This window comes from Pseudomonadota bacterium, assembly GCA_018823285.1.
Lineage (GTDB): Bacteria > Desulfobacterota > Desulfobulbia > Desulfobulbales > JAGXFP01 > JAHJIQ01.
This window is the reverse complement of record JAHJIQ010000042.1, coordinates 55,392-75,399: the sequence shown is the minus strand read 5'-3', so window position 1 is coordinate 75,399 and position 20,008 is coordinate 55,392. Positions and strand designations below refer to the sequence as shown.

15 protein-coding genes are annotated in these 20,008 nt (G+C 53.6%); 1 reads left to right on the top strand and 14 read right to left on the bottom strand.

From position 1 onward, the window contains the following. Positions 1 to 880: 880 nt before the first annotated feature. The 12 genes from KKG35_10160 to KKG35_10105 form a co-directional block, all read right to left on the bottom strand. The gene (locus tag KKG35_10160) at positions 881 to 3,106 is read right to left on the bottom strand and encodes a FapA family protein (protein ID MBU1738492.1); all 2,226 of its coding nucleotides are present in this window, start codon (positions 3,104 to 3,106) and stop codon (positions 881 to 883) included. Positions 3,107 to 3,444: 338 nt separating this feature from the next. After that, positions 3,445 to 4,431 (bottom strand): response regulator, encoded by a 987-nt coding sequence (locus KKG35_10155; protein MBU1738491.1) that lies wholly within the window; start codon positions 4,429 to 4,431, stop codon positions 3,445 to 3,447. A gap of 102 nt (positions 4,432 to 4,533) precedes the next feature. Continuing rightward, positions 4,534 to 5,364, bottom strand: coding sequence for a response regulator (locus KKG35_10150; protein MBU1738490.1), 831 nt, complete (start codon positions 5,362 to 5,364; stop codon positions 4,534 to 4,536). A gap of 16 nt (positions 5,365 to 5,380) precedes the next feature. Beyond that, positions 5,381 to 5,734, bottom strand: coding sequence for a hypothetical protein (locus KKG35_10145; protein MBU1738489.1), 354 nt, complete (start codon positions 5,732 to 5,734; stop codon positions 5,381 to 5,383). Positions 5,735 to 5,756: 22 nt separating this feature from the next. After that, positions 5,757 to 6,707 (bottom strand): response regulator, encoded by a 951-nt coding sequence (locus KKG35_10140; protein MBU1738488.1) that lies wholly within the window; start codon positions 6,705 to 6,707, stop codon positions 5,757 to 5,759. Between the two features lie 16 nt (positions 6,708 to 6,723). Next, positions 6,724 to 7,572: an HDOD domain-containing protein gene (locus KKG35_10135; GenBank protein ID MBU1738487.1), complete on the bottom strand. Its 849-nt coding sequence runs from the start codon at positions 7,570 to 7,572 to the stop codon at positions 6,724 to 6,726. Between the two features lie 79 nt (positions 7,573 to 7,651). Then, the gene (locus KKG35_10130; protein ID MBU1738486.1) at positions 7,652 to 7,858 is read right to left on the bottom strand and encodes a hypothetical protein; all 207 of its coding nucleotides are present in this window, start codon (positions 7,856 to 7,858) and stop codon (positions 7,652 to 7,654) included. A gap of 217 nt (positions 7,859 to 8,075) precedes the next feature. After that, positions 8,076 to 8,768 (bottom strand): hypothetical protein, encoded by a 693-nt coding sequence (locus tag KKG35_10125; protein MBU1738485.1) that lies wholly within the window; start codon positions 8,766 to 8,768, stop codon positions 8,076 to 8,078. Further along, entirely contained in the window at positions 8,743 to 10,677 is a 1,935-nt protein-coding gene (locus tag KKG35_10120; protein MBU1738484.1) for a response regulator, read from the bottom strand. The genes KKG35_10125 and KKG35_10120 overlap by 26 nt, the downstream gene beginning before the upstream one ends. A 265-nt stretch (positions 10,678 to 10,942) precedes the next feature. After that, positions 10,943 to 13,561 (bottom strand): PAS domain S-box protein, encoded by a 2,619-nt coding sequence (locus KKG35_10115; GenBank protein MBU1738483.1) that lies wholly within the window; start codon positions 13,559 to 13,561, stop codon positions 10,943 to 10,945. Positions 13,562 to 13,601: 40 nt separating this feature from the next. After that, on the bottom strand, positions 13,602 to 14,774 hold the full coding sequence (locus KKG35_10110) for a PAS domain S-box protein (GenBank protein ID MBU1738482.1): 1,173 nt from the start codon (positions 14,772 to 14,774) through the stop codon (positions 13,602 to 13,604). A gap of 30 nt (positions 14,775 to 14,804) precedes the next feature. Further along, positions 14,805 to 16,451, bottom strand: coding sequence for a response regulator (locus tag KKG35_10105; protein ID MBU1738481.1), 1,647 nt, complete (start codon positions 16,449 to 16,451; stop codon positions 14,805 to 14,807). Between the two features lie 163 nt (positions 16,452 to 16,614). Between KKG35_10105 and KKG35_10100 the strand changes: the two genes are divergently transcribed. Further along, positions 16,615 to 16,971, top strand: a complete 357-nt coding sequence (locus KKG35_10100; GenBank protein ID MBU1738480.1) for a response regulator — start codon at positions 16,615 to 16,617, stop codon at positions 16,969 to 16,971. 140 nt (positions 16,972 to 17,111) lie between these two features. Here the strand turns inward: KKG35_10100 and KKG35_10095 are convergent, their stop codons facing one another. Then, positions 17,112 to 18,203, bottom strand: a complete 1,092-nt coding sequence (locus KKG35_10095) for a cyclic nucleotide-binding domain-containing protein (protein ID MBU1738479.1) — start codon at positions 18,201 to 18,203, stop codon at positions 17,112 to 17,114. Positions 18,204 to 18,377: 174 nt separating this feature from the next. Beyond that, complete coding sequence (locus KKG35_10090) at positions 18,378 to 19,763, bottom strand: threonine synthase (protein ID MBU1738478.1); 1,386 nt, start codon at positions 19,761 to 19,763, stop codon at positions 18,378 to 18,380. Between the last annotated feature and the right edge of the window lie 245 nt (positions 19,764 to 20,008).

Genomic DNA, 20,008 nt, shown 5'->3' with positions numbered 1-20,008 from the left:
CCGCAAGGACCACCATCTCTACATCCTCATCCAGCAGGTTGTTGAAACGGGATGTACAGGAGGTGGTCGCATACTGGTAAATCCCGACCACAATCGCCATCATTAAAAGAACACATCCGAACCCACCCAGAATCTTATGACTCAGTTTCAGTTTCGCTAGCATTGATTGGCTCTCCTTCTCTTCAATTGTATTCCAGGCGTGACAATCGACATTCACCCCAAGCCGCAGCCGCATACTGTTTAAATGCTACCACAACGGGTTATCTGAAAGTCAACGTGTTTTTCGGCTTTTCTTATCTAACCGTGGGACGAAATTGGCATGGCGAGGGGGAAACGACAATGCAGAATGTAAAATGCAAAATGCAAAATGATGAATGATGAATAATGGACAGGAAACAAAAAAATACGCGGGGTAAGAATGCAGGAGACGCGAATTGACAATCTGATTACCACCGAGACTCAGCCTGCTTGCTGGACCTCCAGGCAAGTCATTGATATTATTGGTTTATACCGATATCGGTGTGGAGTAGAACTTGAGTTGGGACAACCTTCGCCATGCTCAGGATGAGCGGGTTTCGGCTGACTCAGTATGATCCTTCGACAAGCTCAGGACGAGCGGTATCGCCAGGCTCTTGAAGAGGAGGGACTGTAAACAGACATCATCCCTTCCGCACTCCCGCACTTCCGCTCACCCTGAGCCTGTCGAAGGGTGAGCCGGTCGAAGCCACCCTAAGCCGTTCCTGTCCGAGAATTGAGCGAGCCTGCCTTCCATTTTGCATTTTACATTCTGCATTCTGCATTTTGCATTTTGCATTCTGCATTTTTTCATTTTGCATTCTGCATTCCAAATTCTTCATTTTGCATTTTGCATTTTGCATTTTCAATGAATGATCTTGTCATTGAGCAGCTGGAAATACGATGACCCCATATCGTCTTTCGCCTTGAACCCCCTTTCCCCGATCCGGACGGTGTTGCCGAGATAGACTTTGTCGATCACCCGGATGGCCGCTTTCTGCAGGGTGTCCGCCGCAGTGACTTCGATCGCGTTCTCCTCTTCCTGCAGTTCCTTGCGGTGCTTGATGAATTTGTTCAGGTTGTCGAGGATCTGCAGATAGAGTTCGCGCCTGGCAGGGGGCACTTGGTCCAGCAGCTCTTTGATGGCGGTCACATTTACCGAAGTGATCTGGATGGTTCTCATCATTTTATTAATATTTTCAGTGCAATAGACAATTTCCTGCCGCACTTTTTCAAGACCCGCGAGAAGCCTCGGATCTTTCTGAATGATGACCTCGGTATTCTGGTTCGACTCCGAGCCGACCGCCGTACACAAGATCTCCCTGGTCGCGCTCACCTTCGCCCCGACAATCCGCCCGCCTCGACTGCCGGCAGACCTTCTGACGGTCACCGTGCCGCCGGACCGGACCTTGCCCCCGAAGATGTAACTGTCGATGATGATATTGCCCTGCACCGTCACATCGGCGTCCTGGATGAACTTCGCCTGCAGGTTTCCGAGCACCACGACCCTCGTCTTCTCCCCGATGATTCCGTTGCTGATCTTCAGATCACCTTTGACCAGGACCGTGGCGTCATTTTCCACCGTGCCGCCGATGGTCGTATTGTCTCCCGCCTTCACCGAGAACCCGGCCAGCACCGAGCCGGTTACGGCGAGTCCGGTCTTCACCTCGATATTGCCGGTCTTGTAATCAACATCACCATCGACCCGGAACATATCGCTTAAAATCAGGGTGTTGCCCTTAAAGCTGAAATTCCCTCCTTTCCGGGCATAATACCTGATGGATTTCGGTTCCCTGGTCCGGGTGATCGCGCCCTTGATATATATTTCCGAGTCCACACCGGTATAGGACTTGATCTTTTTCCCCAAGATCGTCCACCCTTCCTTGCCCTTCGTTGCAGGTTTCTTCTCGCCCAGGAATTCACCTTCCTCGACACTGGTGATGATATTCCTTTCCTTCAGGTCGATGGTGTCGTCTTCCTTGATCGCACCGGCCTTCTTTTCGATGTCGATCGCAAGTGTGAAATCTGAATCGACCCCGTCAACCGGCTGCACCCCGGCCGCGATTTTCACATGCGACGGCACCTCCCGGCCATCTTCAAGCCGGGCGCAGAGCTGGCCGATGTTCTTGGTATTGATGAAGGCGCTTTTGACCCCCATCAGCATCAGGTTGGTATTCAGTTCAATGGGCGACGGGATTTTCTTCTCCCCGATCTGGGGGATGTTGACGTAATAGGCCGACATCTCATCACGGGATATCTTGATCGGCGGCAGGACCGAGATCCTGCTTCTCGAGATATACAGGTAGCCGAAGATCATCGCCTCATAGCAACCGTTCTGCACGTTCTGCTTGACGTTCTCCCCGGGAACGAGATTACTGCCGCCGGCCTCGATCATATCTCCATAAATATTGAACCCCGGTTCCGATTTGCCGCCGTCTTTAATGGTCGCAAGCACCTCTCCGACAGCCACCGCCCGGGCAACCAGATTTTCCGGAATCTCGAGGACCCCTTTTCTGCCCCCCGCCATGAAATCCACCAGCCCGGCCAGCGGTAGTTCCTGCCCTTCGATCAGCCATTGGGGGTTATCGATGGTTGTCCCCTCTTTCAGGGAAAATATCGCAGAACTGATACTCTCCACCGATTGGGGAGCAACCCCCTCGGCAATCACCTCTTCTCCGGTCCAGGTGCCCTCGGTCTTGACCAGGCTCGTCACCTTCCTGATCGCCTCAAGTTTGATGCCGGAGATGATTTTGCGCTTGGTCAGTTCATCGATGATGGTCTGGGAAGTGAAGAATTTGGCGTCACGACCGCGGAGAACCGCCTTCATGCCCTGTTCGCCGATCAGGATCTCAAGACCGGAGGTGGGATCTGCCTTTACTCTGGGGTGAAGTTTTTTTTCAGGCGGCTGAGGTGCTGCGCCCTCTGGTGAAGCGGGCACCGGCTTTTCTTTAGGCCGCAGGGGTTCAATGACGGTGTCGCCGGATTTTTTTTCGTCTCCCGCCTTGCCCGCGGAAAAAGCTTCCCGGAGGATATCGAGAAACTCAAGCTCTTCCGATGGTTCGGGTTCTTTATTGTGGGGATCTTCTTTCACGATATTTTTTTGAGAATCCGCTAGTCGGAATCCAGTAGTCAGGAGCCGGATTTAAGAGCAAAAACACACCACATGCAAAAATCTGAGGACCACTCAGCCTCGGCCATCCTTTGGCCCACCTGCCTATCTTCCTAAAATTGCGTCATATATAATCAGATTCTGCGGCCCCGATCGTTGTGCCATCCTACGACAGGCTCAAGATGACCCTTCGCCAAGCTCAGGATGAGCGGGCTTCAACAGGGTCAATGGCTGAAATCGAGTGGATAATCATTATACATTCTGAACTTTTCACTCGTTTCTGCTGCCTCCTGGCTCCTGGCTCCTGTCTCATGACTTCCCTATCCCTTCAACTCTTTTAAGATATCATCCAGATTCGATTCGAGTTCCGGCAGCTGGCTGCCCATATTGGCATCCTTGACCGCGATCGCCGCCTGCATGGCAAATCCTTCCATGGTATGCAGCTCAGCGCTGCCGAATTTCGCTTCCCCATTGCGGCCGATCAGGATCGCCCCGAGAATCTGGCCCGGCACGGTTATGGGCAGGACCGCGACCGTCAACTCTTCAATTTCGTTGTCCAGGGCCTCACTGTCGATGATTGCAACCTTTGATTCCCCATCCTTCATGACCAGGGCCACCTGCTCCGAAAAGGCAGCCGACCCGGCAGGAAAGTTCTCCGGGAGCGTGGCGGTGACATTTACTCCCTTGCCGTCCCCGGACGGCAGATAAGTTGCCGCACATTTCAACCTGATGACCGTGGCAATCACCTCCAGGATGAAACTCATCGACTCTTCGATGGGATGAATGGTCATTAGGTGCTGCTGGATCCGGTCCCTTCCTTCCAACTCCTTCAATTTGAACTGGAGTTGGGCGGTCCGCTGGGCCACCTTCTTTTCCAGCTCTTCATTCATCTCCTTCAACTCACGGGTCAGCCTCCGGTTTTCCTCAACCAGGTTGTAGCGCTCGATGGCGTCCTGGACCGAGAGCTTCAGATCGTCATCGTTCCAGGGTTTGACGAGATATCGATAGATGCCGCCAAGGTTGATGGCATCCATCGCCGCAGTGATATCGGCATAGCCGGTCAGGACCATCCGGATCGAATCCGGCGCCTTTTCCTTTGCTTTGGCGAGAAACTCCGCTCCGCCCATCTCCGGCATCCTCTGGTCGGAAACGATCACCGTCGGATTCAGCCCTTTATCGATCATCTCAAGGGCCTCCTTCCCGCTGTTGGCCAGGTTCACATCATAATCCTCGGAGATAAACAGCCTCTGCAGCGACTTGAGAATACTCTTCTCATCATCCACAAATAAAATGACCGGTTGACTCATAATTGCACCAAAGTTTTTCCTGATCCGGCGACTAATCCATCACCGTGATAAAGCTGCTTCAGCCGCGCCAAAGCTCCTATCCATCTTCAATTTTGCATTTTTTTACATTTTCAATCGCTCTTCCGGCACCAGCACCAGGATGCGGCCCGCCTGGCCGCAGTCGCACGACATAGCCGATGCCACCACCATGATCCTGCAATCTCCGATCACGGCTGCCCCGCAGGCGTGCTTCTCATTCCCAAGCTTCGCCAGAAGATCATTAAGAGCTGCGGGCAGGGCCGAAGAAGCTTCATGGCCTAAAAGCGCCGAAATGTCATTCCCCAGGAGTTCGCAGCCCACTCTGTTGCACTGGACGATCATCCCTTCCGGGGCGACACCCAGCACCCCGACCGGCAGTGAATCAAGAATCGTCTGGGAGCGGGCCAGCACCTTGTTCTGAAAAATCACCTCGGAAGTCCGTTCTTCAACCATGTTTTCCAGATTCTCATTGAGGGCCTTCAGCTCCTCATTGGAATCCTGCAGCTCTCTGGTCAACTCGATATTTTTCTGGACCAGGAAGAACGACTCGATCGCCTTGGCGATGGTCACCTTCAGTTCATCATCGTTCCAGGGTTTCGGGATAAACTTGTAGATCTGGCCCTCGTTGATCGCCGCGACCACCGCTGCGGTGTCGGCGTAACCCGACAGGACGATCCGCACCGTTTCCGGCCATCGTTCGCAGACGATTTTCAGAAAATCGACCCCGTTCATCCCCGGCATCCGGTAATCGGAGATAATTACCTGCACCGGATACTCCGCCTCCATGACCTGAAGCCCCTGATCTCCGGAGTCGGCGGTGATGATCTCGTAATCCTCATCCAGAAAAAGCCTTTCCAGCGCCTTCAGGACGTTCTTCTCATCATCGACACAAAGAATTTTAACGCTTTCATCCATACCCGTTACCCGCTCTTCATTCTTCCCTGATAATCTGGATAATTTCTCTCACGTAGGCGCATTCACACAATGCCGCACAGCGGTCGAGCTGTGCTTCCTTTTTGCAGTACCCCGGGCAATCTTCCATTCCGGTCCGCGGTTCCGTATATTTCACTCCCGTGTACAGATCGGAAAAATCCCCCGCTCTGACGGCCATGGTGGAGTTGCATCCCTCCTGCTTATGGGTAAAAAGAAACAGACCATTTTCCAGGGTCCGGAAATCCGCCTGATAGCCATTCATCACCAGGGTCCGGTCGGCCAGGAATTCCTCCCTCGCGTTCCAGACGGTCCCGCAACTGGGGCAGATTTTGAAAGCACCGGCATCCGCCATATTCAGCCCCCGGCAACACCCTTCATGCCCCGACCTTGCCGATCAGGATTTCCACCAGCCGCGGTTCAAGCGATGAACCGCGCATGTCGTTCAATATCCCGCACGCCTTCTCAATACTGTAGGCTTCCCGATACGGCCGGTCGGTGGTGAGGGCGTCAAACACATCCGCCACCCCGACGATCCTGGCCTCCAGGGGGATTTCCTCGCCGCTGATTCCGGTGGGGTAGCCACCGCCGCCGAATTTTTCGTGATGGTAGAGAATAATATCGATCACGGTATGGTGCAGCCTGGCCTGTCGCGCTACATCGGCTCCCCAGCGCGGGTGGTGGCGGACCACGGCAAACTCCTCTTCGGTGAGCGGCCCGTTTTTGTTCAGGATTGACTCCGGCACCCCGATCTTGCCGATGTCATGGAGCCAGCTGCCATGCCTGATATTTTCAACAACCTCATCAGCAAGACCAAGCTCTTCGGCAATCATCAGGCTGTACTTTGCCACGTTGTCACAATGCCCTCGGGTATAGGCATCCTTCAGCTCCACGGTCTGGGCGAGCGAAAGAAGGGTCGCTTCATCGGAACGGCGAAGCTTGTTGACCAGGGCAAAACGGTCGCTTGCCTCCCGGAGCACGGCAAGCAGTTCATGATTGTCCCAGGGTTTGAGGAGAAAACGAAAAACCTCGCCGTGATTGATCGCATCGATGGCGGTATGCAGGTCCGCCTGGCCGGTGAGCAGGATCCGGATGGTATCGGGAGATAGCGTCCGAATCCGGGCAAGGAGTTCCACCCCCAGCATCCCCGGCATGATATTGTCGGAAACGACCACACTGACGATATTGTTTTTCACCAGGTCCAGCGCTTCCACACCATTTGCCGCCACCAGCAGCCTGTAGGGAGTATCATCAAGAAGACGGGCAACCGCTTTGAGAATGTTTCTCTCATCATCAACAAAAAGGATGTGCTCTTCGGCTCCGGTCATTCTCTCACCCGCCATTTCACTGCCCCCATGCTTCGAGAAGCTTCGCGAATTCGGCTATCGCCAGGTCCACCTGGGCGACCAGTTCCGCATCATTGATCTTCAGCGCCTGCATTCTTTCCTGCGGCACCAGGTCTTTCTCCGGGTCGGTACTCATCCCGAGCGCCTTCACCTTGCTGATCCGGTTGGCCATGACCAGGGCGGCGCCCATGATTCTGCCACCCGGTGTTTCGTCTCCGGCAAAGGAGGGTTGATGGTGATGGGCGATGGCGTCGATATATTCCCTCGGGAAATGCCAGCTCCTGGCAAGCTCCGCGCCAACTTGAGCATGATCAAACCCGAGCACCTCCCTCTCGGCATCACTCTGCCTGATATGGTTTTCGGCAACGGTCCCCATGATCATCATCATCTCTTCGGGCATCAGATTTGCGATCACGATCTTGCCGATATCATGAAGGATGCCGCAGATGAAGGCGTTTTCAGCAAGATTCTTGTCGTGCTTGACCAGGCTTTTGGCGGTAATCGCGCACCCCAGACTATGATGCCACAATCCCTCCATATCGATGGTGCCGGAGGCCTCTTCCCTGAAAAACGAGGAGACGGAAAGGGTCATCGCAAGACTCTTGACCGAAGTCATGCCGAGGACCATCACCGCCCTCTCGATGGTATCGACCTGGCTTGACAGGCCGTAGAAAGCGGAGTTCGCCATCTTCAGAATTTTAGCGACCAGAGACAGGTCACGGGAAATGATGGCGGCAATGGATTTGGCGGTGAGGGACTCTTTTGCGATCTCGGCATTGATCTGCACCGCAATGGTGGGCAGCGACGGCAGGTCCCGGCTCTTTTTGATCAGTTCTTTCAGTTCCATATCAGTTCAGTCCGAGCTCCTATCGATTCAAGAAATCACATCTCACCTCTCACATCTTTAAAAATCCTATCACGATGGCTTAGCCATAAGCAAAATGAAAATCAGAAGGCGGCAGGCAAAAGAAGAGACTGAAAAGTAAATAATGCAAAATGATTTTCACAAAATCCCAGCCAATTGCTCCTTGACAATTCCGCAGGCACACCATATCCAGGCATCCTTCGCCAAGCTCCCTTCGACTGGCTCCCTTCGACAAGCTCAGGGTGAGCGGAAGTGCGGAAGCCGGCATGCCTGTCTCCCCGCTGCCAGTCGCATCCCGCTCATCCTGAGCCAGTCGAAGGATCATCCCGAGTCAGTCGAAACCCGCTCATCCCGAGCCTGTCGAAGGATCATCCCGAGTCAGTCGAAACCCGCTCATCCTGAGCCTGTCGAAGGATCATCCTTTCACTTTGCATTTTACATTTTGCATTTTGCATTTTGCATTTTGCATTTTCAATCACCACCTCTCATTCCAGATACGCCCGGAAGAGATACCGGATCTCTTCCAGCGCATCCTCGATCACGTACGGCATTGCCTTCGCGTACATATCAAGCAGGATCACCGCGTTGATCGACGAATCGGCGCCGACCGCGGCCCGGAGCCTTTCCGCCATCGCCATGTTGACCACCTGGATCTCCTTGTAGATTTTCCCCAGCCCTTCCAGCTTGAGGTCCGGCGTTTCACCGATGTTCGCCCTGAAGTACTGGGCCAGCAGATACATGGAAACGGCGCGCATGATGGTCTCGTCGCTGTTCGCCAAAGGCAGATGGTGCCTGGCCATGGGCCGGAAATACTTGGTGTGCGGGCAGCCGCTGGTGGCAAAGACCAGCCCCATCATCGAGCCGATCGCCCGCTGGGCCGAGGTCTTCTGCAGAACCCGCCGCTCTTCGGTGATCACCTCAAGATGCATCTCGTCATGGGAGACAACCCCTTCGAAACAGTTGATCACCGGGATCAGGGCAATGGCCGCCGGGCAATAGGTCACCCGGTCTGTTTGCAGGGGGCAGTTCGGACACTGGTAGAAATCAAGCCTGGTCCAGAACGGAGGCTCGGCAAGCTCCTTGTTGCAGAGAGAGATGGTCTCGTCATCAAGCTCCAGGGCAAAGGCTGCCCTGCCGCCCTGCCAGGAAAACTTATAATCTATCCAGATCCTTCCCATGCAGGCCTCCATAGGTATCTTTCACAACGTGCAGATATTTCTTCAGGGTGTCCGACAGCATCTTCATGTCCAGGGGTTTATGCAAAAGCGCCTTCACTCCCGCCATGCGGGCCTTTTCCTCATTGATATTCTCGTTGTAGCCGGTGATCATGACCACCGGCAGTTCCGGCCTGATATCGAGCATCTTCCCGGCCAGGTCGAGACCGTCCATTTCCGGCATCACAAAGTCGGTGATGACCAGATCAAACCTGTCGGGATCAGCCCTGAAAACCTTGAGGGCCTCAGCGCCGGAGTGGCAGGTTTCAACGCCGCAGCCCATTACCGAAAGCATTTTTGCACAGGCGGCAAGAATGTTTCCGTCGTCATCGACCAGAAGCAGCATCCCGTCGAATGAAGCAATCTTCTGCAGTCTGTCCTCCGCCGGAAGGATCCCGGCAGCTTCCTCCAGAACCGGCAGCAGGACCCTGAAACCGGTCCCCTGGCCGGGTTCACTTTCAACATCAATATACCCGTGATGCGCCTGAACGATGGCGTGGGTGGTCGCAAGACCGAGGCCGGTCCCCTCGCCCACTTTCTTGGTGGTGAAATAGGGCTCGAAAATCCGTTCGAGAATATGTTCCTCAATCCCGCAACCCGTGTCCGAGATTTCCAGGCACAGATAATTTCCTCCGGGTAATCCGGGCGGATCATGAATCTCGCCGAGTTTCACCGACAGGATGCCCCCTTCATCACGCATCGCATGGTAGGCGTTGGTGGCGAGATTCATCAGGACCTGATGGATCTGGCTCTGGTCGGCCATGATCGGCCGGCAATATTCATTGATCTCAATCTTGAATTGAATGGTGGTCGGAATGGTGCCGCGCAGCATCTTGACCGTCTCTTTCAATAAACTCTGGAGAAGAAGCGGCTTTTTCCCCTTGCCCTCGCTCTGGCGGGCGATGGTCAGGATCTGCTTGACCAGCTCCGTTGCCCGGTGGGTGGCATTGGCCACGGCGGTCAGGTCCGCATAGATTTCACTGTCGGGAGCAAGCGCCCGTCTGGCCATTTCCGTATAGCCGCCGATAATGCTCAGGAGATTATTGAAGTCATGGGCGATGCCGCCGGCCAGGGTGCCGATCGCCTCCATCTTCTGGGCCTGCCGGAGCTGCCGTTCCAGATTGATCCGTTCACTGATGTCCCGGACAATCCCGGTGAAATATGTCTGGCGCCCGGTCTGCCATCTTGAAAGAGAGAGTTCGAGGGGGACTTCCGTGCCGTCTTTTTTCAAACCGAAGACTTCAAAAACATTGCCACTGTAGATGGTCTTCCCGTTTTCCCTGACCCTTTCCATGCCCCCGGCATGTCTTTCACGATAGCGCTCCGGAATGATCAGGAACACCGAACGACCCATCATTTCCTCTACGGTATAGCCGAAGATGGTGGTTGCCGCCTGGTTCCAGTGAAAAACCAGGCCATGGTCATCCACTGAAACAATGGCGTCTTTCGAGGCACTCAGCAGCTCCCGGTAGCGGGATTCGGAATCGGCCAGATTTTCCCGCAGCGTTCTCTTTTCCAGCGCCTCCTTGATCCCGTGCAGGAGTTCATCGATCGCCAGCGGTTTGATATAGTAGCCCGCCGCTCCCTGCTTTAATGCGGTGATGGCATTCTGGGCCGAGGCGTAGCCGGTGATAAAGATGCAGATCAGTTCCGGCTGGACCTGCCTGAGGGCCTTGAAAACCTCGAAACCATCCATGTCGGGCAGCTTGAGGTCGATCAGCGCCACATCAAACTCTGTTTCTCCTGCGATCTTCACTCCATCCCGGCCGGTTTGCACGGCCACGGGGAGAAACCCCTTGGCTTCTAAAATATCAACCAGGGTCTCGCAGATCCCCGCTTCGTCATCGATTATGAGTATTTTTATCGACTGCATTTGTTTCCTTTTCTATGACTGACCTGCAAGATCGAAATGCAGTGCCTGAAGAGAAAAGACATTCCAATGAGAGCTGTCATCTTTTTATCTGATTACCGCTCAATTTCAGCCAATGACTCTTCGACAGGCTCAGAGTGAGCGGAATTACTATTTATATCTATCATCTCCCATGCCTGTCGAAGCCCGCTCATCCTGAGCCTGTCGAAGGATCGCCAAACTTAAGTTCTACTCCACACGGGTATTACTCTGCACACCCGGAGGCGCTTCAAATACTTTCCTCATCGGTTCCTTGGACTCCCGCTTCCCTCTCCACCGGCAGCTTGACCGTAAACGTGCTCCCTTTACCCATTTCACTGTCGATCAGGATCTCGCCGCCGTGTTTCTTGACGATGTCCCAGGCAATCGACATCCCGAGCCCGGTGCCCTTGCCCACGTCCTTGGTGGTGAAGAAGGGCTCGAAGATCCGCTTCCGGTGTTCGGGGGAAATGCCGCAGCCGGTGTCGCTGATCGCCACGTTCACGAACCCGTCCTCCGCGAAGGTCCTGATGGTGATCACCCCCTGCTCCTCAATGGCCTGGGCCCCGTTGACCAGCATGTTCATGAAGACCTGGTTCAACTGCTGGGGGAAGCACATGATCTGCGGGATATCGCCGTAGTCCTTTTCCACCGTGCATTTATACTTCAGTTCATTCCAGACCACGTTCAGGGTTGAGTCGACGCACTCGTTCATGTTCGCCATCTGCTGTTCGGCCTGGTCAACCCTTGAAAAATTCTTGAGCCCCATGACGATCTTTTTCACCCGGTCGGCGCCGTCCAGGGATTCGGTAATCAGGTCGTGCATGTCTTCTACGATAAAATCGAGTTTGAGCTTTTTCCGGACCTCCTGCAGCTCGGCCATGGTTGTCGGATCGTTTAATTTTTCGAGCATTTCACCCTGCAGCCTGATAAATTCGGTCAGCTTTTCGCTGTACTTGCCGAGGCTCGTTAAATTGCTGCCGATAAAACCCATCGGGTTGTTGATCTCGTGGGCGACCCCCGCGGCCAGTTGCCCCACCGAGGCCATCTTCTCCTGCTGGAGGATCTGCGACTGCGCCTGTTTCAGTTCCTGATATGCACCCTGCAGTTCATTGTTCTTGTGTTCGAGAATATGCATCATGTGGTTGAACTCTTCACCGATCCGGCAGATCGGATCCCGGGAGGCTGTTTTGTATACTTCGCAACCCAGACAGCTCTTCTTGACCCCGTTTTCCACTCCATCTTCCGCACTGCATTCACAGAGAGTCCCCGAAACCATCCAGCAGTATTCGCCCTCTTCCCCGTAGCACTTGCAATCGGTTTTGGTACATCCCAGGATTTCAAAGCACGACGGAAAATCAGGGGTGCGGAACCGGACCTTGAAGTCTTTTTCCTCCGAAACCTTCCTGATGATCGACGACAACTCTTCGAGCGCCTTTTCAAGTTTGGCCCGGTTTTCCTCGATCTGATAGTTCCGCTGGTCGAGTTCGCTGATTACGCCGTAGAGGGCAGTTTCATCACTGATCGTCATGATAAAACCGGAAACCCCGTCGCCCTTTTTTGTTTCAAGATCAAACCGGGTCACAACGAGCCAGCTTTTTGATTTCTCGTGCCAGAGCTTCTGCGGTTCGGTCGGCACAAACTCCTTCCCGGTTGAGAGAGCATACCGGGCAAAAATCGCGGACCACTCCCGGCCGATAATCTCGCGGTAAGAGTCGCCGGTGAATTTGGCAAACGGCCTGTTCAGTCTTTTAATGATGCCGCTTTCATCAACAATGACGATCATGTCATCGATACTGTCCAGCGCTCCCTCCCATTCCTTTTTCGCTTTCTCCACAGCGCTGAACACGTTCTGCAGTTCCTTCTCGGCATGCTGGCGCCGCATGATTTCTTTGGTGGCAAAACGATAGAGAAATGTGGCAAGAAGGGAAAAAAGAAGGCAGAGAGCGAGCACCGCCGAACCGACCGTTCTGAGCATCGGCTTCTCGGTGCGTTCGAAGATCAATCCCGTATCGTGAAGATAGATCATTCGCCAGCCGGGGAGCCGCTTCACTTCATGTTTATGGACCATAAAACCGGAGCCTTCCTGATCACGGACCCTGTGCTCCATCCGATTCCCCGGCGAAAACGAAAACCCGCTCCACGGCCAGGGGCCTTTGCCGAACTGCCGGCCCGATATGATTTTTCCTTCCGTATCCTTATCAAGCGGCCACAAGGTTTCGGAATTGAACTTTTCAAAGGTCGACATGAAAATCAACCCTTCCGGGCTGGCCAGAAGATAAAGCCCGTCGGTATCAACACTCAGTTCATCCTGGAAATGGTCCGTCGAGATCTTGAACACCAGGACCCCGCCCACCACGCCGTTCTCATCGGGGTAAACCGGACAGCTCAAATACAGCCCCCGTTGATTGGTGGTCACCCCCAGGGCTGGATACGCCCCGAATTTTCCGTTGATCGCCTCTTTAAAATAGGGGCGGAAAGCATAGTTTTTGCCGACAAAACTCCCCGCCTCGTCATAGTTTGACGACGCCCGCACGGTTCCGTCCTGGTCCATCAGGTACAGCACCTCACCATTCAGGGAGGTCTGGAAATGTTTGAGGGCCTCGTTGGCGAATTCCAGGAGGTCCTTCTCGGTTTCCCTGACCGCCTTTTTCACCTCCCAGACCCCGGCAATGGCCAGAATGATCTGGTGATGGTCCATGATCACCGTATCCAGTTTTTCCGCAAGCTTCCTGACATTGATTTCGGCGGCAAGATGGGTCTCGCTGAGCGCACTGTTATGCAGGTTGAAATAAAACAGCGACCCGCTGGCAATGATCGCGGCAAGGGTTATCGCAGTCAGTAAAAGAATGATCCGATTCAGTTTCATAAAATTGAGTACCCGATCCGATGAAATTTTCTCTTAGTCATCAAGAGGCCGGGAGTCGAACGGTAAAGGTTGCCCCGTGCCCTTCTTCACTGATCACTTCAACATCTCCTCCGTGCAGATTGACGAAGTTTCTTACATTGGCAAGCCCCATCCCCATTCCATTCTCCCTGGTGGAAAAAAGAGGGTCGAAGATCCGGATCAGGTTCCCGGCGGGAATTCCCTTGCCGTTGTCCGTAAAGGACATGGCAACCAGCTCTCCCTGCCGGCAACAGGAGACCGCAAGTTCACCTTCCCCCGCCATGGCCTGGACCGCATTTCCGACGAGATTTCTGACCACCCTGGAAATCTGACCGGGATCGATCATCGCCTTGAGGCATGCATCTTCGCATGCAAACCGGACAACAATCCCCGGCGACAGATTCATGACTTCCAGCTGTTCCTGTAAAAATGCACTCATCACTGTTTCCACCTTGTTCGGACTCATGACCTTTGAGAAATCAAGGAGCTCGCTGATGATCTCGTTACAGCGATCGGATTCTTTTTCAATCAGGGCGAGGTGCTTCAGGACCTTTTCATCTCCGGATCCACCGAGTTTCATCTTCAGGTAATAGATCGAATTGCTGATCACCCCCAGGGGGTTTCTGAGATCATGCCTGACCCCGGCAGCGAGACGGCCCACTTCAGCAAGTTTTTCCTGGATCAGCAGCTCTTTCTGCAGGTCCATGGTTTCCCTGCTCCGCTCTTCGACCAGCGCCTCAAGTTCTTTATTCGACCTGTCCAGTCGCGCATAAGTTTCCTTGAGTGCGGTAATATCCAGAAAAAAGCCGCGAAGGGCGCTGACAGCTCCGTTCTCATGGACAAGCGAAACAATGTCCCGGATCCAGACCACATCCCCATCTGCTGCAATGAAACGGTATTCAAACTCGTGGTCTCGCCCCTCCCTGGTCTCGACCATGCAGAAGTTGACCGCCTGATCACGGTCCCCGGGATGGACACGATCGGCCCAGAAATCAAAATCGGCCCATTCCTCCGGCTTGTATCCGAGAACCTTTTCAACCGCCGGACTGACATAGGTGAACTTCAGGCTCTGCATGTCCATTTCCCAGGCTACGGCCGAGGTGGATTCCACCAGCGAGCGATACAGATCCCCACTGTCACGCAGGGCGGTTTTCGTGCTCTTTCCGTCGGTAAGATCCTGAATGATCCCCACCATTCTTCACACCTCACGCATCATTTTTCACCCTCAAATCTCCTCCGCCACCGCCGGCAGGCTGACCGTGAACGCCGTTCCCTTGCCGATCTCCGTTTCAAAAGAGATCTCCCCTTCGTGCTTCTTGACGATGTCGTAGGCAATCGACATTCCGAGCCCGGTGCCCTTGCCGACCTCCTTGGTGGTGAAAAAGGGCTCAAAGATCCTGCCCCGGATCTTTTCCGGGATGCCGCAACCGGTATCGGTGATCCTGACCTTCACCCGGTCTTCTTCAGTAAAGGTTTCGATGGTGATCTCGCCCTTGGTTTCAATGGCATGGGCGCCGTTGACCATAATATTCATGAACACCTGGTTCAGCTGCTGCGGAAAGCCCATGACCCGCGGGACTTCACCGTATTTCTTATTGACCGTGCACTTGTATTTCAGCTCGTTCCAGACGATGTTCAAGGTTGATTCGAGGCAGTTGTTGACATCGGCCGGCGCCGGTTTGACATCATCCACCCGGGCAAAGGATTTCAGGTTCTGGACAATGGTCTTGACCCGATCGGCGCCTTCCAGGGATTCATTGATCAGGTCGCCGACATCACCGAGCAGATAGTCAATTTTCAGTTTTTTCCGCTGATTGGCGATCTCTTCCTTCAGCCCGCTCTCGGGAAGATTCTCAACCCCCTTCGCCTGAAGCTCGATGAACTCCTTGAGCTTGCCCAGATACTTGCCGAGGGTGGTGAGATTGCTGCCGATAAAACCCATCGGGTTGTTGATTTCGTGGGCCACTCCGGCGGCCAGGCTGCCGATGGAGGCCATCTTCTCCTGCTGGACGATCTGTCCCTGGGTGCTCTTGAGTTCGTGGAGCGCATTCTCAAGCTCCCGGTTGGCAAGGGTCAGATTTTTCTTTTCTTTTTTGAGAGAGTCCTCAAGTTCGCGCCGGTCGCTGATATCACGGGAAACATGGACAACCTGGACAACCTTGCCTGTATCGTCAAAGATCGGAGAGGCGCTCACTTCGGCGATATACTCCCTGCCGGACTTGTCGGTGTGGGAATGCACGTACTGTGAATGTTCACCGGTGGTGTAGGTTTTCTGCAGGGGACAATCCTTCTCGCCTTTACAGGACACCGGACTGTGGTGCAGCAGCTGATGACATGATTTGCCGACAACCTCATCTTCGCTGAGACCAAGATCATCCAGCAGGAATTTGTTGAGGCTGGCGATGGTCAGATCGTGGGTGTTGATGATGCAGATGGCGGCGTTGACCGAATCGAGAATCACCTTCGGCAACCGGTTCAGCTCCTTGACCCTCAGGGCCAGGCGTTTGGCTTGAATATTTTTCCTGATCCGGATGAAGAGTTCCTCAAACTGGATCGGCTTCATGAAAAAGTCGTCAGCCCCGACCTGCATCGCCTTGATCACATAGTCGGTGGAATTATGACCGGTGATGATCATATAGACGCAGTCCGGGTTGATCTTCTTCAGTTCAGCGGTGAGAGCAATCCCGTCATAATCGGGCAGGGAAATATCGACCAGGGCCAGATCAAAGTTTATCCTGCGTACCTTTTCCAGCGCCTCAGCCCCGTTGGCGGCAGTGTCGAGAAAGTACTCCCGGTGCATGGCAAAGATGTCGGCAAAAACCTCTCGCAGACCGGGGTCATCATCGACAAGCAACACACCTATATTTTCCATTTCATTTTCCGCCTGGCATATTTTTGGATTTTCTGCAGTAAATCACCAACAGAAAAATCGTATCACAGCCGGAAACTCGAACTCAAAGTAAAAATTTGCGCAAACTTTACGCGAGGCAAAAAATACTTTGTCTGTCCGCCAACCCCGGTGTAGAATCAGAAAAATGGAAAAACGGCAAAAAATACTGATTGTTGATGATGAACCGACCATCCTGGAAACCCTTGCCGATGTTATGGAAATGAAGGGCTATCAGGTGGTGACTGCCCCAAACGGAGAACAAGGGGTTATTGCGGCCGGAAAAGAGAAATTCCGGATCATCCTGATGGACTACAAGATGCCCGGAATGAACGGGGTGGAGACGTTCACCGAAATCCTCAAAAACGACTCCGGAGCCCGGGTGATATTCATCAGCGGTTTCTACAAGGACGATTGCCTGAACAGTCTTACCAGGGGAGTGGTCGGCGTCTGCCAGAAACCGCTGGATATCAGAAAACTGCTGACCATGATTGAGGAGAGTTAAAAAAAAAGAGTTAAGAGTTAAGAGTTAAGAGTTAAGAGTTAAGAGTTAAGAGTTAAGAAATGAAGTTCACCGCACGATGTTTGTCCACATATAAATTCTTTGCCTTGCGTTAACACATCACCTCCAGAAGTTTCCCCCCGCTATTCATCTAAAAAACAGGAGTCGGACTTCAGGGGCAGAGCCATGGTAAAGACCGTGCCGCCGCCGTCTCGGTCGTGAAAGCTCAATTCCCCGCCATGCAGCCGTTCGACGACATTCCGGCAGGAAGCAAGTCCCAAGCCGTTGCCGTTTTCCTTGGTGGTGAAATGGGTGTCGAAAATCCTGGCCCGGATCTTTTCCGGAATGCCGGTGCCCCGGTCCATGACCCTGATCACACCATTGCCGTTGTCGGTGGAAAGCTCCACATCGATCGGCCCGCCATTGGGGCTCGCCTGAGCGGCGTTCAGCAGCAGGTTCACCAGAGCCCGGTGCATCTCGACCCGGCAAAAGAAGATCTGCGGCACATTCTCTCCGAATACGAAGTTTACTTCCCGGTCTTTCAGATCGGGATGGGCGGTGACCTCCGAGTCCCTGACCTCATGCATCATTTCCTGCAGGGAATCGATCTTGTAACTCCGGGGAAGGTTCTGTCTTTTGGCCAGGGCCAGCGCCTCGGCCATCATCGCGGTGAGGTTGTCGCGGCTGTTCTGCATCACCTTGAGCAGCCTGAGCTGCCCCTCGACCTTGGTTTCCCGGGCCATCAGATCAAGAAAGAGAAATGAGGCCATCTGGTTTTTCATGTCGTGGATCAGGATATTGGCCTTCTCGAATTCCTCGGCAATGATCTCGGTGTTGCGCCTGATCCGGTGGCTCAGGGTCCGCATCAGGGAGACCAGGGATTCGGGCTGGGTGGAGAAATACTCCTGAAACTGCGCCGAGGTAATCTTGAGCAGGGTTGAATCGAGAACGGCCTGCACCGTTGCCGAACGGGGTTTGGATTCGATGATCGCCATCTCGCCGATGTACTCCACCGGTTTGATGTTGGTGATAAACTTGGCGTCCTTGTTGACCTTGAGCTGGCCGTCAAGGAGGATATACATATCATCGCCGGGAGCGCCTTCGTGGAAGAGAACCTCATCGGCATTGATCCTGACTTCCTGAACCTTTTCGGCAAAATTCGACAACTCCTCGTGTGAAAAATGCTCGAACAGATCGATGGTACTGAGGTATTTGACTCGTTCTTCAGGTTTCATCAAAACCACTCCCTCAGAAGATGAACGTTTGCAAAGAAACAAAGGTGGTCCGGAAAAATCAATAAATTGCTGCAGCCCCCCCGGATAACAGCAACAGGCGATTGAAACATGATTGGATTCCCCTTCAATATGCCTGTTTTCAAAGATAATAAAGGATAAATCGGTGAATAGCAATCACCGGGCATTAATCTTCAGAAATTGTTTAATCACCTCCGTTCCGGCATCGAGAATTTCGCATCGTGATTCTTTCTCCGGAAGGGCGGCAAGCGCCGGCGGCAGATCCGGTTCGCGACCGATCGCCCTTTTTACCGCGTCGCCGAACTTGGCAGGATGGGCGGTGGCCAGACAGACCATCGGGACCCCTTCCTCCACAAAGTTTGATGCAGCCCTGACCCCTACCGCCGTATGAGGGTCGAGGAGATAGCCTTCCTGCTCATTGGATTTGATGACCTGCAACGTCTCTTCCTCACTCACCCGACAGGCCCGGAAATCTTCACGGATCTTCTTCTGCAAAGAGGCATCAAAGTCCATTCTGCCGGATGCCGAAAAATCCTCCAGAGCTTTCCGGGTACGGACGGGGTTCCGGTCGAAAAGAAAATAGAGATACCGCTCAAAATTGCTGGCCACCTGAATATCCATGGAAGGGCTGCTGGTCTGCACCACCTGCCCCACCGAATAAACCCCGTCATTGACAAACCGGGCCAGCAGATCGTTTTCATTGGTGGCCAGCACCAGCCTGCGGATTTTTTCGGGGAGCATTTTCCTGGCCACATAACCTGCGAAGATATCCCCGAAATTGCCGGTAGGTACGGAAAAATCCACCAGAGGGGATTTTTTACCGGTGAGCCGCAAAGCTGCGTAAATGTAATAGACCACCTGGGCAACGATTCTCGCCCAGTTGATCGAATTGACCGCCCCCAGATTGAACTCCTCCTTGAAGGGGATATCATTGAAGATCGCTTTGACGATTGCCTGCCCGTCATCAAAGGTGCCGCGGATCGCAATATTGAAGACGTTGGCGTCGGTGACGGTGGTCATCTGCAGTTCCTGGATCCGGCTGACCCTCCGGTGGGGATGGAGGATAAAAATATTGATGTTTTCCTTGCCGCGGACTCCGTAAATGGCTGCGCTGCCGGTATCGCCGGAGGTCGCCCCGAGGATGTTCATCCTGCCGCCTGATTTTTGGAGAAGGTACTCGAAGACATTGCCGAGAAACTGGAGGGCAACATCCTTGAATGCCAGGGTCGGCCCGTGGAAAAGCTCCATGATCTGGAATCCGCCTGCCCTGACCAGGGGCACCGTCTCCGGATGGGTGAAGGTGCTGTACGACCGGTTGATCAGTTCTCTCAGGTCATCTGCAGGAATATCGTCGACAAAGCGGGAGATGACCTCGAAGGACAACTGCGGGAAACTCAGACCCTGCCAGGAATCGAGCGTCTTCTGATCGATCACCGGGATCTCTTCGGGCAGGAGCAGCCCGCCGTCGGTGGCAAGACCCATCATGACCGCTTCCCTGAAACTGACGGGGGCAATCCCCCCTCTGGTGCTGATGTATTTCATGGTAAGTGCCTAAAGTGAGCTGAAGTTAAAAGTGCCTGAAGTTTACCGTCTCAAAAATTTTTCATCACAACTTTCCGAGTTTGGCTAATCTCCCGACAATAACGGGTTTCGGAGATTTGTTAGTGCATGTGTTCTACAAGTAGCCAGGAGCCAGGAGTCAGAAGCCAGGAGAAAAGCTTTAAAATCAGTCATTCTGGCTTCCGGCTACTGGCTTCTGAATTCTCATTATGGAATATCACAACGAC

Coding starts and splice junctions, on each gene's coding strand:
- KKG35_10095 (MBU1738479.1), bottom strand. CDS start 18,203: ATGAAACCTGAAGAACGAGTCAAATACCTCAGTACCATCGATCTGTTC.
- KKG35_10130 (MBU1738486.1), bottom strand. CDS start 7,858: ATGCCGGCTTCCGCACTTCCGCTCACCCTGAGCTTGTCGAAGGGAGCC.
- KKG35_10090 (MBU1738478.1), bottom strand. CDS start 19,763: ATGAAATACATCAGCACCAGAGGGGGGATTGCCCCCGTCAGTTTCAGG.
- KKG35_10110 (MBU1738482.1), bottom strand. CDS start 14,774: ATGGTGGGGATCATTCAGGATCTTACCGACGGAAAGAGCACGAAAACC.
- KKG35_10105 (MBU1738481.1), bottom strand. CDS start 16,451: ATGGAAAATATAGGTGTGTTGCTTGTCGATGATGACCCCGGTCTGCGA.
- KKG35_10155 (MBU1738491.1), bottom strand. CDS start 4,431: ATGAGTCAACCGGTCATTTTATTTGTGGATGATGAGAAGAGTATTCTC.
- KKG35_10135 (MBU1738487.1), bottom strand. CDS start 7,572: ATGGAACTGAAAGAACTGATCAAAAAGAGCCGGGACCTGCCGTCGCTG.
- KKG35_10100 (MBU1738480.1), top strand. CDS start 16,615: ATGGAAAAACGGCAAAAAATACTGATTGTTGATGATGAACCGACCATC.
- KKG35_10115 (MBU1738483.1), bottom strand. CDS start 13,561: ATGAAACTGAATCGGATCATTCTTTTACTGACTGCGATAACCCTTGCC.
- KKG35_10120 (MBU1738484.1), bottom strand. CDS start 10,677: ATGCAGTCGATAAAAATACTCATAATCGATGACGAAGCGGGGATCTGC.
- KKG35_10150 (MBU1738490.1), bottom strand. CDS start 5,364: ATGGATGAAAGCGTTAAAATTCTTTGTGTCGATGATGAGAAGAACGTC.
- KKG35_10125 (MBU1738485.1), bottom strand. CDS start 8,768: ATGGGAAGGATCTGGATAGATTATAAGTTTTCCTGGCAGGGCGGCAGG.
- KKG35_10145 (MBU1738489.1), bottom strand. CDS start 5,734: ATGGCGGATGCCGGTGCTTTCAAAATCTGCCCCAGTTGCGGGACCGTC.
- KKG35_10140 (MBU1738488.1), bottom strand. CDS start 6,707: ATGACCGGAGCCGAAGAGCACATCCTTTTTGTTGATGATGAGAGAAAC.